The organism is Mycobacterium szulgai (genome assembly GCF_002116635.1).
Lineage (GTDB): Bacteria > Actinomycetota > Actinomycetes > Mycobacteriales > Mycobacteriaceae > Mycobacterium > Mycobacterium szulgai.
On the sequence record NZ_LQPW01000062.1, the window covers coordinates 15896 to 29754 of the forward strand.

Consider the following 13859-nt stretch of genomic DNA (forward strand, 5'->3'; position numbering starts at 1 on the left):
TCATTTGCGCTGGGTGCTCTTGCGCCACGGCGTGAAAAACGCTCGCGCGGCAACCTCTTCGTTCTCGAACCACACCTGCGCGATAACCGGGTCGTAACTGGGGTCCTCGGGGGTGTAGTAGAGCCTGGTATCCGAGCGTCCCTTCACCACCCACCCTTCGGGTCCGCTGCCGTCGGCGTCGGCGCGCGCGGAACCGGGGCCGTACGGGGTGTGCGTCGTGCGGGGAACCTGATTCCTGGCAACATCTTTGGCGACCGGAATCCGCTCGGTGACCGCGTCGACAGTCAGCGCAAGCCGTTCCGTCGGCCGCTCGCCAACCCGCGGAATCCGTGCTGTCGCAGGCGATTTCCCGGCCGGAATGCGCTTGGTCGGCGCGCCCTTTCTAGCGGGCACCTTCTTGGCCGGCACGCCCTTGCCAACCGGTCGCCTGGGCCGCTGCCCCTTATGCGGGGGGACCCTTTTCGCCGGCCCGGGCCGCTTTGCCGGGGCCGGCCGCGGTGGCGCGGTGAAGCCGCCGATCGGCGTCCACACCCGCGCCCGCACGGTGGTCGGCCGGATCGACATCGCCAGCGTCAGCACCAGACCGAGCGCAAACGCCACCGCGACCAGCCACCAGTGCACCTGCGCCATCACGGCGCCTCGATCTCAGGCGGTTCGACCGCCGGAGCCTGGTCGCGGCTCTTCATCGATACGGCGACGATCGCCCACGCAATAGCCGAGCCCGTTACGAAGGCAACCAGGCAGCTCAACCACTGGATCACGAAACTCATGCCGGAATCTCCTTAGCTGACCACGAGTTCGACGCGGCGATTCTTGATTCGGCCCTCGGCGGTGTCGTTGCTGGCGATCGGGTTCGCCGAACCCAGACCCTTGCTGGCAACGTGATCGGCGGCAACTCCGTTCTTGACGAGGTACTCGGCGACGGCTGTTGCCCGTTGAGTGCTCAACGGTATGTTCATCGCCTCGCCGCCACTGTTGTCGGCATAGCCGTTGACCGTCACCCGCGCGTTCGGACACGCTTTGAGCTTGGCCGCCACCTGGGTCAGCATCTGATTGTCGGCCGGGGTGAGCGAAACCCCATCGCTGCCGAAGAAGATCGGCCCGCCCGTCACGGCGTTGATGGCCGCTTGCAAGTCATTACACTGCCCGGGCGGGGCGGGCGGGGGTTTGGCCTCGATCCGGTTGGCGATATCCACGCCTGGCCAAGCGCTTACGGCCGCCCGCTCAATGGCGTCCCGCTGGTCGCCGGAGACCGCGGTCCCGGCCAAGGTAACGGTATTCCTTTCAACCTTGAGCGTGAAATCGGGAATCTGGGCGCTGGCAACGAAAACCGGTGCGGCTTTTGAAAAATCGAGCGCCCGGACAATGGGATCGATATGGACTTGGTCGATTATGTTCACGCCCGGCGGCAGGGAGCCTTGCAGCGCCGTCATCATCGCGGCCTTGGACGAATCATCGGGAAAGTCGCCGATAAGCGTAATGGTGTTGCCGTTGCGGCTAATTGACAGCAATGACAGCGACAGTCCCGCACCGGCCGACGGGCCAGCGGTATTGGTCAGGGTCGGCAGCGCGCCGGTAGGCCCGTTGACGCCCTGGGGGCGCTCGTAGGCGCCGTAACCGATTGCCGCCAACAGCAACGGAATGACCGCCACGGCAATAAGCCAGGAACGGCCCAGCGGGTGTCGCTGATATTTCGGAGTCCCCCGCACGTCGGTGGGCGGCGACTGCGTTTCGCCTATACCCACCTCGGTACCCACCATTGCTTCTCCCTCAGGTCCCTCAGGTCCCTTTAGTCGTTTGAACCAAATATGCAGCCTACCGAGTCGACACCCGAACACCGGTGAATGTCGGGCACACTGGAGCAATGGGTACTGGGAGGAAACCGACGGAACGCGACACCCTGGCACACATCCGTGATCTGGTTGCCCAGGAGAAAGCCCTGCGAGCTCAGCTGCAGCAGGGCGACATCACCGAGTCCGAGGAGCATGACGAACTGCGCCGCATCGAGACCCAACTCGATCAGTGCTGGGATCTGCTGCGGCAGCGGCGCGCGCTGCGCGAGACCGGGGGCGATCCGCGCGAAGCCACCATTCGCCCCGCCGGCGAAGTCGAGGGTTACCTGAGCTAGCGCCAGGCTTCGCGGGTGGCTAGCGATTACCACGTCGTCATCGTTGGCGGCGGCCATAACGGCCTGGTCGCGGCCGGTTACCTGGCCCGGGCGGGTCTTCGGGTGCGGTTGCTCGAGCGGCTGCCACACATCGGCGGGGCTGCGATATCGGCGCAGGCGTTCGACGGCGTCGAGGTCCGGCTGTCGCGGTATTCCTACCTGGTCAGCCTGCTGCCCCCGCGCATCATCGACGAGCTGGGTGCCCAGGTGCGGCTGGCCCGGCGCCGGTTCTCCTCATACACCCCGGATCCGGCGACATCCGGTCGCTCCGGCCTGCTGATCGGCCCGCAGTCCACCTTCGCCGCGATCGGTGCCGCGGGCGACGAGCAGGGGTTCAACGCGTTCTACCGACGCTGCCGGCTGCTGACCGAACGGCTGTGGCCGACGCTGCTGGAACCGCTGCGGACCCGCGAGCAGGCCCGACGCCACGTCCTCGACGGTGCCCCCAAGGAGGCGGCGGCGGTGTGGCGGGCCGTGGTCGAGGAGCCGATCGGGCGGGCCATCACCGCCGCGGTGGGCAATGACCTGGTCCGCGGCGTGGTCGCCACCGATGCGCTGATCGGCACGTTCGCTCGTCTCGATGACGAATCGTTGCGGCAGAACATCTGTTTCCTGTACCACGTGCTCGGTGGGGGCACCGGCGACTGGGACGTTCCCGTTGGCGGCATGGGCTCGGTGACCTCGGGTCTGGCCGCCGCTGCGGCCCGTTCTGGTGCCGAAATCACGACCGATGCCGACGTTTTCGCCGTCTCCCCAGACGGCGCGGTGCATTACCGCGATGTGGGTGCCGAGCATGTGGTTCGGGGCGAGTTCGTGCTGGCCGGAGTCACCCCCGCGGTATTGGCCGGTTTGCTGGGCGAAGTGCCGCCCACACCGGCCCCCGGGTCGCAGGTCAAGGTCAATATGGTGCTGCGCCGGCTGCCCGGGTTGCGCGACGAGACCGTCACAGCTGAACAGGCGTTCGCCGGAACGTTCCATGTCAACGAGACCTGGACGCAACTGGACTGTGCCTACTCGCGTGCGGCGGGCGGCCGGTTACCGGATCCGCTGCCGTGCGAGGCGTATTGCCATTCACTGGCCGACCCGAGCATCCTGTCGCCGGCGCTGCGCGATGCGGGCGCGCAGACGATGACGGTGTTCGGGTTGCACACCCCGCACTCGGAGTTCGCGGACACCTCGCCTGCTCAACTCAACGAGTCGGTATTGGCGTCGCTGAATTCCGTTCTGGCCGAGCCCATTCAGGATGTGCTGATGACCGACGCGCATGGTCGGCCGTGTATCGAGACGACCACAACGCTGGACCTGCAGCGCACGCTGAACATGACCGCGGGCAACATCTTTCACGGCGAGCTGTCCTGGCCTTTCGCCGACGACGACGACCCGCTGGATACCCCGGCACGCCGGTGGGGGGTGGCCACCGCCCACGCGCGGATCCTGTTGTGCGGCTCGGGTGCCCGCCGCGGCGGGGCGGTGTCGGGCATCGGCGGCCACAACGCCGCCATGGCTGTGCTGGCCTCGCTATAGCCCGTTAGCCCTCGCCGCGAGCCTGCGCACTTGCGCGCCTCGATCGGCGAAACTAGCGCCCGTCGATGGTGATGTAGTCGCGCTCGGTGTAGCCGGTGTAGATCTGGCGCGGACGGCCGATCTTGCTGTCGCCCTCGTCGTGCATCTCGCGCCAGTGCGCGATCCAGCCGGGCAGCCGGCCCAGTGCGAACAGCACGGTGAACATCCGAACGGGGAAGCCCAGCGCCCGGTAGATCAGCCCGGTGTAGAAGTCCACATTCGGGTAGAGCTTGCGCTCGACGAAGTAATCGTCGGTCAGCGCGGCTTCTTCGAGTTCCTTGGCGATGTCCAGCAGCGGGTCGCCACCCAGTTTGGCCAGAATCTTGTCGGCCTGCTCTTTGACGATCCGGGCCCGCGGGTCGTAATTCTTGTACACGCGGTGGCCGAAGCCCATCAGCTTGACGCCGGCCTCGCGGTTCTTCACCTTGCGGACGAACTCGCCGACGTCGTCGCCACTGTCGCGAATCTGCTCGAGCATCTCGAGCACCGCCTGGTTGGCGCCGCCGTGCAGCGGGCCCCACAGCGCGTTGATGCCGCCGGAGATCGAGGTGAACAGGTTGGCGCGGGACGAGCCGACCAGCCGCACCGTCGACGTCGAACAGTTCTGCTCGTGGTCGGCGTGCAGGATGAACAGCATGTCCAGCGCCCGGACCACCTCGGGGTCGGCCTGGTAAGGCTCGGCCGGGAAGCCGAACGTCATCCGCAGGAAGTTCTCCACCAGGGTCAGCGAGTTGTCCGGGTAGAGGAACGGCTGGCCAACCGACTTCTTGTAGGCGTAGGCGGCGATGGTGGGCAGCTTGGCCAGCAACCGGATGGTCGACAGCTCCACCTGCGCGTTATCCATCGGGTCCAGGGCGTCCTGGTAGTAGGCGCTGAGCGCGTTGACCACGCTGGACAGCACCGGCATCGGGTGGGCGTTGCGCGGGAAGCCGTCGAAGAACCGCTTGAGGTCCTCGTGCAGCATGGTGTGCCGCTGGATCCGGTGGGTGAACTCGGCCAGCTGGTCCGTGGTGGGCAGTTCACCGTAAATCAGCAGGTAGCTGACCTCGATGAAGGTCGACTTCTCCGCCAGCTGGTCGATGGGGTAACCGCGGTAGCGCAGGATGCCGGCGTCGCCGTCGATGTAGGTGATGGCGCTCTTGCAGGCAGCGGTGTTGACGAAGCCGTTGTCGAAGGTGGTGTGCCCGGTCTTCGACAACAGCGGGCCGAGCGCAATACCGTCGGAACCTTCGGTGGCGTGCACGACCTCCAGGTCGATCTCGCCCCCCGGGTACTTCAGCGTTGCGGTGTCGTCGGTTTCGGACACGAGAACCCCTTTGCGCTTTGCTGACTGTGGCTGCCGCACTAAGTGCGTATGGATACGTATAGGTGAAGGTAGTCGCTGACACGCGCGGCCGCCTGCCCGGGGTCAGGTCTGCTGCTCTTGCGGGGTTCCGCAGCCGCCCGGTGTCCGGTAGCGGACGAACACCGGCGCGGCAAGCAGGGCTAACGCGATTCCGAACACGACGAGCGCCCCACCCCCGGCGGCGGAGGCCGTCGTCCCAATCACGGCTGCGGCGGCCCCGTGCAGCACATCGGCCAACCGCGGTCCGCCGGCCACCACGACGGTGAACACGCCCTGTAGCCGCCCGACCAGGTCGTCGGAGGCGGCCTGCTGCAGGATCGTCTGCCGGAACGCGGCCGACACCATGTCGGCCGCACCGCCGAAAGCCAGGAACGCCAACGCCGCCCACAACAGCGGGCCGGTCCGGCCGTCGGCCAGCCCGGTGACCAAACCGAAGCCCACCATCGACAAGCCCCACGCCACGATGGCGACCACGACCGCCAGGCCCTGCCGTCCGACCTTGGGCAGCCAGCCGGAGAACACGCCGCCGGCCACGGCTCCGACCGACATCGCCGCGGACAACAACGCGATCGCCGAGCCGCCCTGGATGGGACCGCCGAAGCTTTGATGCGCGATCTGCGGGAACAACGCCCGCGGCATGCCCAGGATCATCGCGATCAGGTCGACCACGAACGACATCAGCACCACGGCGTTGCCGGCCAGGTACCTAAAGCCCTCCAGCACCGCGCCCGGACCCCAGCGCGCCGCGGCGCCCACCGGCATGGGCGCCAGCCGCAACGTCGCCCCGATCGGCGCCAGGCAAGTCAACGCGTCGATCAAATACAACGTGGACAGGTCGACCCAGTTCAGCAGCAGGCCGGCCAGCAACGGGCCGACGATCGCCCCGAACTGGTTGACGGTCATACCCAGCGCATTGGCCGCCGGCAATTGATCCGGGGGCACCATCCTCGGAATCGCCGCCGAGCGGGCCGGGAAGTTAACGGCGAAAAACACCTGCTGCAGCGCGAGCAGACACAGCACCACCCACACGTCGTTCAGCGCCAGCGCCGCCTGCAGCCACAGCAGCAGCGCCGCCACCGCCAGCCCGCACGACGAGATGATCAACAGCAGGCGCCGATCCATGGCGTCGGCCCACGCCCCGCCCAGCAGGCCGAACACCAGCAGCGGCAGCAGCGCGAACAAGCCGGCCAGGCCCACATACGCAGAGTTCTGGGTCAGCGCGTAGATCTGTACCGGCACGGCGAAGACGGTCAGATTGGCACCGATGACCGTCGGAATGCCGGCGATCCACAGCCTGCGAAAGTCGGGTATCCGCAACGGAGTGGTATCCGCGAACAGCCGCACCGTCACGGTTGCAAGCGCTCAACCAAACCGCCAACGACGCGAATCCTGTTGTGTAGCCGGTCTTCTCGGCCCTGCCAGAATTCCACCACCTCGGGTGACAGCAGGTAGCCGCCCCAGTTCGCCGGGGCCGGTATCTGCTCTGTGTCGGCGAAGCGTGCGGTCACCTGCGCCAGCTGTTCGAGCAGCGCCGCACGCGACGCGATCGGCTGCGACTGGCGCGACGCCCAGGCGCCCAGCTGCGAGCCGCGGGGACGCTTGGACCAGTAGTCCTCGGTCGCCTGGCGCTCGACCCGGCTCACCGGACCGCGGATGTGCACCTGTCGCCCCAGCTGGTACCAGGGAAAGGTCACCGATGCATACGGCGTAACCGCCAGTTCGGCCCCCTTGGCCGAGTCATAGTTGGTGAAAAAGGTGATTCCGGTCTCATCGAAGCCCTTGCACAACACCGATCGGCTGACCGGCCTGCCGTCTAAGACGGTAGCAAGCACCATCGCGGTCGGCTCGGCAACGCCGGCGCGTGCGGCGTCGTCAAACCACTTGCGGAACAACGCAAGCCAGCCGTCGCTGAGCCAGTCCACATCGAGGTCGGAGGTGCCGTCTTTCTCGTGCTGGGCCTCTGGTCGTGCCATCCGGACCACGTTACTGGGGGCCACCGGGAGTTGCTACCGGCCGGTAGCGTCGGGCCGGGGGTGGGGTGCGAGAATTTCGCCCATGACTGTCGTCCCGGAAAATTTTGTCGCCGGCCTGGAAGGCGTCGTTGCCTTCACCACCGAAATCGCCGAACCCGACAAAGACGGCGGCGCGCTGCGCTACCGCGGCGTCGACATCGAGGATCTGGTGAGCCAGCGGGTCACCTTCGGCGACGTGTGGGCACTGCTGGTCGACGGAAGGTTCGGCCACGGACTGCCGCCCGCCGAGCCGTTCCCGCTGCCGATCCACACCGGTGACGTCCGGGTCGATGTCCAGGCCGGCCTGGCGATGCTGGCACCCATCTGGGGCTACCAACCGCTGCTCGACACCGACGACGAAACGGCCCGCAACCAGCTCGCGCGGGCATCCGTGATGGCGTTGTCCTACGTCGCACAGTCCGCCCGCGGCATCTATCAGCCGGCGGTGCCTCAGCGCATTATCGACGAATGCCCCACTGTCACAGCACGTTTCATGACCCGCTGGCAGGGCGAACCGGATCCTCGGCACGTCGAGGCCATCGACGCCTACTGGGTATCGGCCGCCGAACACGGCATGAACGCCTCGACGTTCACCGCCCGGGTCATCGCCTCCACCGGCGCCGACGTGGCGGCATCACTGTCCGGCGCGATCGGGGCGATGAGCGGGCCGCTGCACGGTGGCGCCCCGGCGCGGGTGCTGCCGATGCTCGAAGAGGTCGAGCAGACCGGCGATGCACGTGGCCTGGTAAAGGGCATCCTGGACCGCGGTGAGAAGTTGATGGGCTTCGGCCACCGGGTCTATCGCGCGGAGGACCCGCGGGCACGGGTGCTGCGGGCGACCGCGCAGCGGCTCAAAGCTCCGCGCTACGAGGTCGCGGTGGCCGTCGAGCAGGCCGCGCTGGCCGAGCTGCGGGAGCGCCGCCCGGACCGCGCCATCGAGACCAACGTCGAGTTCTGGGCCGCGGTGATTCTGGACTTCGCCCGAGTGCCGGCCCGGATGATGCCGGCGATGTTCACCTGCGGCCGCACCGCGGGCTGGTGCGCCCACATTCTCGAGCAGAAGCGGCTCGGCAAGCTGGTCCGCCCGTCGGCCATCTACGTCGGGCCTGGCCCGCGCAGCCCCGAATCCGTCGAGGGCTGGGACCGAGTCCGCACCACCGCTTAGTGCTCCCTGTTGTCGACGGTGTACTGGAAGGTGACCATCGGCGGGCTGTGATCTGACAGCGGTTCACCCTTGGAATTGAGGAACTTCGGCGCCTCGTTGCTGTAGCCGGTGGCGGTCAGCGTCACACCCTGCCCGCTTCGATAAAAGATTTTGTCCAGCAGCTCGCATTCGTTGCCGATATGGCATGCGGGGGCATAGGGCGGCGCGGTCGGGCCGTGCTGCACCTCTACCCAGGCGTCGGTGAGTGAGTTGTTCGAGGCGAATTGCAACAGGGCGTTCTGGTTGTCGGAGTACAGCGAGTTGAAGTCGCCCGTGAGAATGACCGCACGCCCCGCAGAGTTCTGCTGGAGATAGGTAGTGAGCTGGGCCAGGTTGGCGTTGGTCAAGACGCCACCCCCAGTGTTGGCGTGCAGGTTGTAGAGGTCGATCGTCAAGCCGCCGGGAAGCTGTAACTGGCTGTAGGTAAAGCCCTTCAGGGTAAGGCAGTTGTCGCGGTTGCATTGCCACCAAGTCTGCCGGTCCAGCCGCTTCACCTTGAACTGCGCCAGCGTGTTGAGCCCGTCGGAGAACGGGACACCGATCGGCCACAGCAAGGAAGGCGGCTCCGGCGGTGTCTGACTGGGCATTCGGGACTTCTTGACCAGGAAATCGTGGTAGGCGAAGTCCTCCTGGACATTGGCCGCGTAGTAGTTACTGAGCCGTTGGCCAATCTCTTTGGTGTACAAGAACCGCGGCAGAATTGCGCTGGACAGCGGAAAGGGCAGGCCCGCAATGTTGTACGTCAACATGCTGAAATCCCCGGTAATCGTCGTGGTCGGGGTGGGGCCGACAAAGGCAGTCACCGTAGCCACGTCGTCATGCCCGTGGAAGGGACCCAGGTATCCCGCCAGGCCGTGCACGTGCAGGCTGGTGTCATCGCTGACGGCGACGGTAAAGGTATCGCTGCCAACGAAAGCAGGGTCGGCGGTGTAGGTGAAGCTGGCGGCTGTTTGGTCGACGGCCACGACGCCGTGTTGGGGCCCACCCGGTGTACCGCGCGGGTTCACCTTGAAGGTCATCCGATTCCCGTCCGGGTCGTAGGCGGTGAACGGGATCGGGCCGACGGTGCCGCCCGTGGGAACACTGACTTGTTGCGGCGTCGCGACCGGAGTGCGGTTGAAGATGACGGGCGTAGCACCGTTGCGCACCGCGGCCAGAAAGTCCATCAGGGCATTGAGCAGATCGTTAGGGATGTCGCCGGGATTGAGCTGCGCCGCGGCGGCACCAGCGCCCGATCCGCTCGGCGGTGACGACAGGCCTGCCCGGGGTTCGCCGGACGCAGCGCCAGAATCCGAGGGCTCGGCATAGCCAATCGCTTCGGCCAACGACATCGCCGCTCCCAGCCCCAGCACAACCGCCAACACCCCGATACGGTTGGCAAAATCCATCGGTTCTCCCTATGCGTCCACCTGGTTCATGACGCGAACTACAACCGAGCCGTCCCTAACGTGAAGCGAAGTCTGAGCACCCTTAGAGCGATTGTCAATAAGGGTCTTCGGAGTCGTCGGACCCCTGGTGTCGGTGCCGAGCGCAATCGCGCCGCTAAGTCGCGCACACGTAGCCACGCCACGGCGGTGGCGAGCGCAGTACGCCCAAAAGCGCTGTTGTAGAGCGTGTTCGAGTCCCGCCGGGATTGCGTCTGCCGGCCGCCGACCATGTTATCCCGCAACGTTGCGGCCCGTGGTGCCGCCTCATGGGCAGCCGGCATGATTCGATCCCCGCCTCGAAAGAACGGCGTCCGTACCGTGACACAACCGTGCGCGTGTCGATGCGCAACCGTACCGATTCCGAGACGTCCATCCTGACTCGGCGGAAACTTGTCGGTGCCCCGCGATTGAATGGGCCCCGCGGCGATGAGTTTGCATCGCGGCCGGAGTCAATATCCGAGAAGCCCAGCTGGGACACCGATAGCAAGGAGACCGTCATGCCGATCAACGTCGAACCCGCAGTCATCCCCCACCTCGTCGTCGACGACGCAGCAGCGGCGATCGACTTCTACGTCAAGGCGTTCGGCGCTGAGGAGCTGGGCCGGGTGCCAGGTCCCGACGGCCGTCTGATCCACGCCGCGGTACGCATCAACGGCTCCACCGTGATGCTCAACGACGACTTCCCCGAGATGTGCGGCGGCAAGTCGATGACCCCGAAGTCGCTGGGCGGCACCCCGGTCACGATCCACCTGACCGTCACCGACGTCGACGCCAAGTTCCAGCGGGCGTTAGATGCCGGCGCCACCGTGGTGACACCGTTGGCGGACCAGTTCTGGGGCGACCGGTACGGCGCAGTCGCCGACCCGTTCGGGCACAACTGGTCGCTGGGACAGCCGGTGCGCGAGCTCAGCATGGAGGAAATCCAGGCGGCTATGTCCGCGCAGGCGAGCAGCTAGCCGGGCCCGCAGGCGCCGCGTGACGCGGCGCCTGCGGCGTCCCGACCGCCACCACTTGGGCGACGGTTCAATAGCTTTTGTCTACTGAGTGGTAGCAGATCGTTATTGGACAACCGACCTTGCACTCGTTTATCACTTTGGCTAGGTAATGCCGCTGCCTGGTAAAAGCTTCGGCGGCCTGCGATTACCCAGTCAGACGATTTTCGAAGCTTGGTGGTGCAGATTGCGTGAAATGGGCTGGAAGAAGTTTTCGGCATGACCGCACCCATTTGGATGGCCGCCCCGCCGGAGGTGCATTCGGGATTGTTAAGCGCCGGCCCAGGACCCGCTTCGTTGCTGGCGGCTGCCGGGGCATGGTCGTCGCTGAGTGCCGATTATGCAGCAGTGGCCGACGAACTCACTGCGGTGTTGGGTGAGATGCAGGCGGGGGCATGGCAGGGCCCCAGCGCGCAGTGCTGTCTGGGTGGCTACGCGCCGTATGTGGCGTGGCTGACGCAGGCCAGCGCCGATAGTGCAACGGTCGCGGCGGCGCATGAGACTGCGGCGACGGCCTACGCGGCGGCTTTGACGGCAATGCCGACGCTGGGCGAGCTGGCCGCCAACCACACCACTCATTCAGTGCTGTTGGCGACGAATTTCTTTGGCATTAATACGATTCCGATCTCGCTCAACGAGAGCGACTATGTGCGGATGTGGATTCAGGCGGCCACCACAATGTGCGTCTACGAGGCTGTCTGCGCCACCGCATCAGCCGGCACCCCACATACGACCCCGGCACCGATCATCGTCAAACCCGGTGTCGGTCAGGCCGGCGGCATCGCCGCCGCGGCGATCCATGCCATCGGCTACCAGCCGTTTCCGCTAATGCAGATCTTATGGGACTTGATCAAAGTCGCCGCCACCGAGATTCTCGCCATACCAGCTTTTTATTTGTATTTGATGGCTGTAATTCTATTATCACCATTGATGCTCATCGGCGCATTATTGGCGTATTTGACCGGTGAATCAGATCTGGCCGCAGAAGTTTTACAATATTTGGCGCTGGCGTGGTTGACAATCGGTGTGGAAGCTGCGGCCATTATGCTTCTTCCTTTCGTTATGGGCTACGAGATCGGAAATCTCGTCATTCAATGGATCATGGATCTGAATGTTGCGTTTATTTCGACTCTGGCCGGTTCGCTAGCTCCAGGTCTCGCATTGTCCGCGGTTTCAGGCTTGTCGCACGCCGGCGCTGCGGCCGGTGTGGCCACTGCGCCCGCTACGGCTGTGGCCGTCAACGCGGTGACGGTGGCTGGTCCCAGTGCCAGCGCGTGGGGTTTTACCGGCGCCGCAGCAAAGGGGCCCGCCGCGCAGGCTGCCGGATTGCTGACGGTGGATGCCGAACTGGGCGGCGGCCCTCGAGTGCCGATGCTGCCGGCCACCTGGGATTCGAATCTCGTCGGCGTGGCCGGTGATGCGAGGCTTGGCGGCTAGCGGCGGCCTTAGTCAGCGCAGTCGTGCCAGCAGACGCCGCCGCCGCGGCGGCGTCTGCTGGGCGGCAGCCGCCAGCATGTCCGCAACAACGGTGAATTTGTCGCGCGGGCGGCCCCCTTCCCCCCCGTCGCCGCCGCGCGCGATCTCAGCGGCGTCGATGGCGCGCCAGCCCGCGGCGTCGACGGTGTCGGGTTGCCGGGCGTGCACCAGCTCGGCCAGTGCCCGCGGTCTGCCCACCGGGTCGGTCAGTCCGCCGGCGTTGAAGTCGGCGACGAGCGCCTGGACCGTTTGCAGAGAACACGACTTATTGGTGCCGATGAAGCCGGTCGGCCCGCGTTTGATCCAGCCCGCGACGTACGTCGCGGGTACCGGCCGGCCGGTGGCCGGATCGACGACCCGGCCGCCGTCGTTCGGAACCACCGCCGCAACTTCGTCGAAGGGTAGGCCGCAAATAGGTTTGCCGCGGTAGCCGATCGACGTCAGCACCAGGCCGGCATCGATCCGGCGCCGCTGCTCGGTACCGGTGACCGAGAACTCGACACCGCCGGCCCGGTCCTGGCCGAAAACGCTTTGCGGAGTGAGCTGATATGCCAGCCGGATGCGCGGGTGCAATCCAGGCTCGGGCGCGGCACCGGCGTGGGCCAGGGTGCGCAGGATCTCCAGCTTGTTCCTGGTGAGTGGATCAGTCGTCGTCGCCAGGTCGTCGAGCACCCGCTGGTGGTCGGCCGCATCGAGCACCACGTGCGACGCCTCGGTCAATCCGACCAGTTCGGGCAGGGTGAACGCCGAATGCGCCGGCCCACGACGCGCCGCGACAACCACCTCTCGAACCGCCGAGGCGCGCAATGCGCGCAGCGCGTGGGCGGCGATGTCGGTGCGGCCCAACGCATTCGGGTCGGCGGTGAGCACCCGCGCCACGTCGAGGGCGACATTGCCGTTGCCGATGATGACCACCCGCTCGTGAGTGAAATCGACTGGCAAATCGGCGAACTCGGGATGGCCATTGAGCCACGCCACCAGCTCCGTGGCGGTCCCAGCGCCGGGCAGACCCATGCCCTCGATGTCGAGCCGGCGGTCGTTGGGTGCACCAACGGCGTATACGACGGCGTGATGGTGTGCCAACAATTCGGCGTGGCTCAGGTGCTTGCCGATCTCGACATTGAGGTAGAACCGGAACCGGCGATGCCCGGCGATGCGGTCGAACAGCCGAGTCACCTGCTTTGTGTTGGGGTGATCCGGCGCCACCCCGGCGCGCACCAGCCCGTAGGGAGTGGGCAGCTTCTCAAAGACATTGACCCGCACGCCATGCTGGACCAGCAACTCGTCGGCGGCATACATCGCCGCGGGCCCCGACCCCACAATGGCCACCGTCAGCGGCTCGCTGCGCTTGCGCACCTCGGCAGCCGGAATCACCGGCGCCAGCTTCGAGGTGGGAGGCAGCTTCACCCCGGGCGGGCGGTCGGGATAATACGACGCGTTGATCTCAACGAACGGCAGCTGTTTGGCATCCAGCCGGCTGTCGGGTGCGATCGCGCCCACCGGACAGGCACTCACGCAGGCACCGCAATCCACACAGGCCACCGGATCGATGTAGAGCATCTCCGACGTCGCGAAGCCCGGCTCATCCGGGGTTGGGTGAATGCAATTGACCGGGCAGGCGAAAACGCAGGACCCGTCATTGCAGCACGACTGCGTAATGACGTGTGGCATAA

General features: G+C 66.2%; 13 protein-coding genes. 5 read left to right on the forward strand and 8 right to left on the reverse strand.

The window, feature by feature from the left end; translation table 11 throughout:
* The 3 genes from arfC to arfA are packed head-to-tail and all read right to left on the reverse strand — an operon-like array spanning position 1 to position 1757.
* Positions 1 to 630 carry a channel accessory protein ArfC, sunset domain variant gene (arfC, locus tag AWC27_RS11300; protein ID WP_085670570.1) on the reverse strand — a complete coding sequence of 210 codons (630 nt, stop codon included), beginning with the start codon at positions 628 to 630 and terminating at the stop codon, positions 1 to 3.
* Positions 630 to 770, reverse strand: coding sequence for a channel accessory protein ArfB (gene arfB / locus AWC27_RS30980; protein ID WP_169726761.1), 141 nt, complete (start codon positions 768 to 770; stop codon positions 630 to 632). The genes arfC and arfB overlap by 1 nt, the downstream gene beginning before the upstream one ends.
* Before the next feature lie 12 nt (positions 771 to 782).
* On the reverse strand, positions 783 to 1757 hold the full coding sequence (arfA, locus tag AWC27_RS11305; protein WP_085670589.1) for a channel-forming protein ArfA/OmpATb: 975 nt from the start codon (positions 1755 to 1757) through the stop codon (positions 783 to 785).
* A 107-nt stretch (positions 1758 to 1864) separates the two neighbouring features.
* On the opposite strand from arfA, the gene AWC27_RS11310 reads away from it, so the two are divergent.
* Both AWC27_RS11310 and AWC27_RS11315 read left to right on the forward strand, forming a co-directional pair.
* Positions 1865 to 2128 carry a DUF2630 family protein gene (locus AWC27_RS11310; protein WP_085670571.1) on the forward strand — a complete coding sequence of 88 codons (264 nt, stop codon included), beginning with the start codon at positions 1865 to 1867 and terminating at the stop codon, positions 2126 to 2128.
* A 15-nt stretch (positions 2129 to 2143) separates the two neighbouring features.
* Entirely contained in the window at positions 2144 to 3691 is a 1548-nt protein-coding gene (locus AWC27_RS11315; protein WP_085670572.1) for a phytoene desaturase family protein, read from the forward strand.
* Between the two features lie 52 nt (positions 3692 to 3743).
* Here AWC27_RS11315 and AWC27_RS11320 read toward each other — a convergent pair whose 3' ends face one another.
* The 3 genes from AWC27_RS11320 to pdxH form a co-directional block, all read right to left on the reverse strand.
* Complete coding sequence (locus AWC27_RS11320; RefSeq protein ID WP_085670573.1) at positions 3744 to 5036, reverse strand: citrate synthase; 1293 nt, start codon at positions 5034 to 5036, stop codon at positions 3744 to 3746.
* A 102-nt stretch (positions 5037 to 5138) separates the two neighbouring features.
* Positions 5139 to 6419, reverse strand: coding sequence for an MFS transporter (locus AWC27_RS11325; RefSeq protein WP_085670590.1), 1281 nt, complete (start codon positions 6417 to 6419; stop codon positions 5139 to 5141).
* 2 nt (positions 6420 to 6421) lie between these two features.
* Complete coding sequence (pdxH, locus tag AWC27_RS11330) at positions 6422 to 7048, reverse strand: pyridoxamine 5'-phosphate oxidase (RefSeq protein WP_085670591.1); 627 nt, start codon at positions 7046 to 7048, stop codon at positions 6422 to 6424.
* 82 nt (positions 7049 to 7130) lie between these two features.
* Here pdxH and AWC27_RS11335 point away from each other — a divergent pair, with 82 nt between their 5' ends.
* Positions 7131 to 8252, forward strand: coding sequence for a citrate synthase 2 (locus tag AWC27_RS11335; protein ID WP_085670574.1), 1122 nt, complete (start codon positions 7131 to 7133; stop codon positions 8250 to 8252).
* Here AWC27_RS11335 and AWC27_RS11340 read toward each other — a convergent pair.
* Positions 8249 to 9679, reverse strand: a complete 1431-nt coding sequence (locus AWC27_RS11340) for an Ig-like domain-containing protein (protein ID WP_085670575.1) — start codon at positions 9677 to 9679, stop codon at positions 8249 to 8251. The genes AWC27_RS11335 and AWC27_RS11340 overlap by 4 nt on opposite strands.
* Positions 9680 to 10215: 536 nt before the next feature.
* Between AWC27_RS11340 and AWC27_RS11345 the strand changes: the two genes are divergently transcribed.
* Both AWC27_RS11345 and AWC27_RS11350 read left to right on the forward strand, forming a co-directional pair.
* Positions 10216 to 10674: a VOC family protein gene (locus tag AWC27_RS11345; protein WP_085670592.1), complete on the forward strand. Its 459-nt coding sequence runs from the start codon at positions 10216 to 10218 to the stop codon at positions 10672 to 10674.
* A gap of 255 nt (positions 10675 to 10929) precedes the next feature.
* Positions 10930 to 12147, forward strand: coding sequence for a PPE domain-containing protein (locus tag AWC27_RS11350; protein ID WP_085670576.1), 1218 nt, complete (start codon positions 10930 to 10932; stop codon positions 12145 to 12147).
* 12 nt (positions 12148 to 12159) lie between these two features.
* Here the strand turns inward: AWC27_RS11350 and AWC27_RS11355 are convergent, their stop codons facing one another.
* Positions 12160 to 13857, reverse strand: a complete 1698-nt coding sequence (locus AWC27_RS11355; protein WP_085670577.1) for an FAD-dependent oxidoreductase — start codon at positions 13855 to 13857, stop codon at positions 12160 to 12162.
* Positions 13858 to 13859: the final 2 nt, after the last annotated feature.

Excerpts from the sequence above, each read along its gene's own strand:
- arfC (WP_085670570.1), bottom strand. The coding sequence starts at position 630 with ATGGCGCAGGTGCACTGGTGGCTGGTCGCGGTGGCGTTTGCGCTCGGT.
- arfB (WP_169726761.1), bottom strand. The coding sequence starts at position 770 with ATGAGTTTCGTGATCCAGTGGTTGAGCTGCCTGGTTGCCTTCGTAACG.
- AWC27_RS11310 (WP_085670571.1), top strand. The coding sequence starts at position 1,865 with ATGGGTACTGGGAGGAAACCGACGGAACGCGACACCCTGGCACACATC.
- pdxH (WP_085670591.1), bottom strand. The coding sequence starts at position 7,048 with ATGGCACGACCAGAGGCCCAGCACGAGAAAGACGGCACCTCCGACCTC.
- AWC27_RS11335 (WP_085670574.1), top strand. The coding sequence starts at position 7,131 with ATGACTGTCGTCCCGGAAAATTTTGTCGCCGGCCTGGAAGGCGTCGTT.
- AWC27_RS11340 (WP_085670575.1), bottom strand. The coding sequence starts at position 9,679 with ATGGATTTTGCCAACCGTATCGGGGTGTTGGCGGTTGTGCTGGGGCTG.
- AWC27_RS11345 (WP_085670592.1), top strand. The coding sequence starts at position 10,216 with ATGCCGATCAACGTCGAACCCGCAGTCATCCCCCACCTCGTCGTCGAC.
- AWC27_RS11350 (WP_085670576.1), top strand. The coding sequence starts at position 10,930 with ATGACCGCACCCATTTGGATGGCCGCCCCGCCGGAGGTGCATTCGGGA.
- AWC27_RS11355 (WP_085670577.1), bottom strand. The coding sequence starts at position 13,857 with ATGCCACACGTCATTACGCAGTCGTGCTGCAATGACGGGTCCTGCGTT.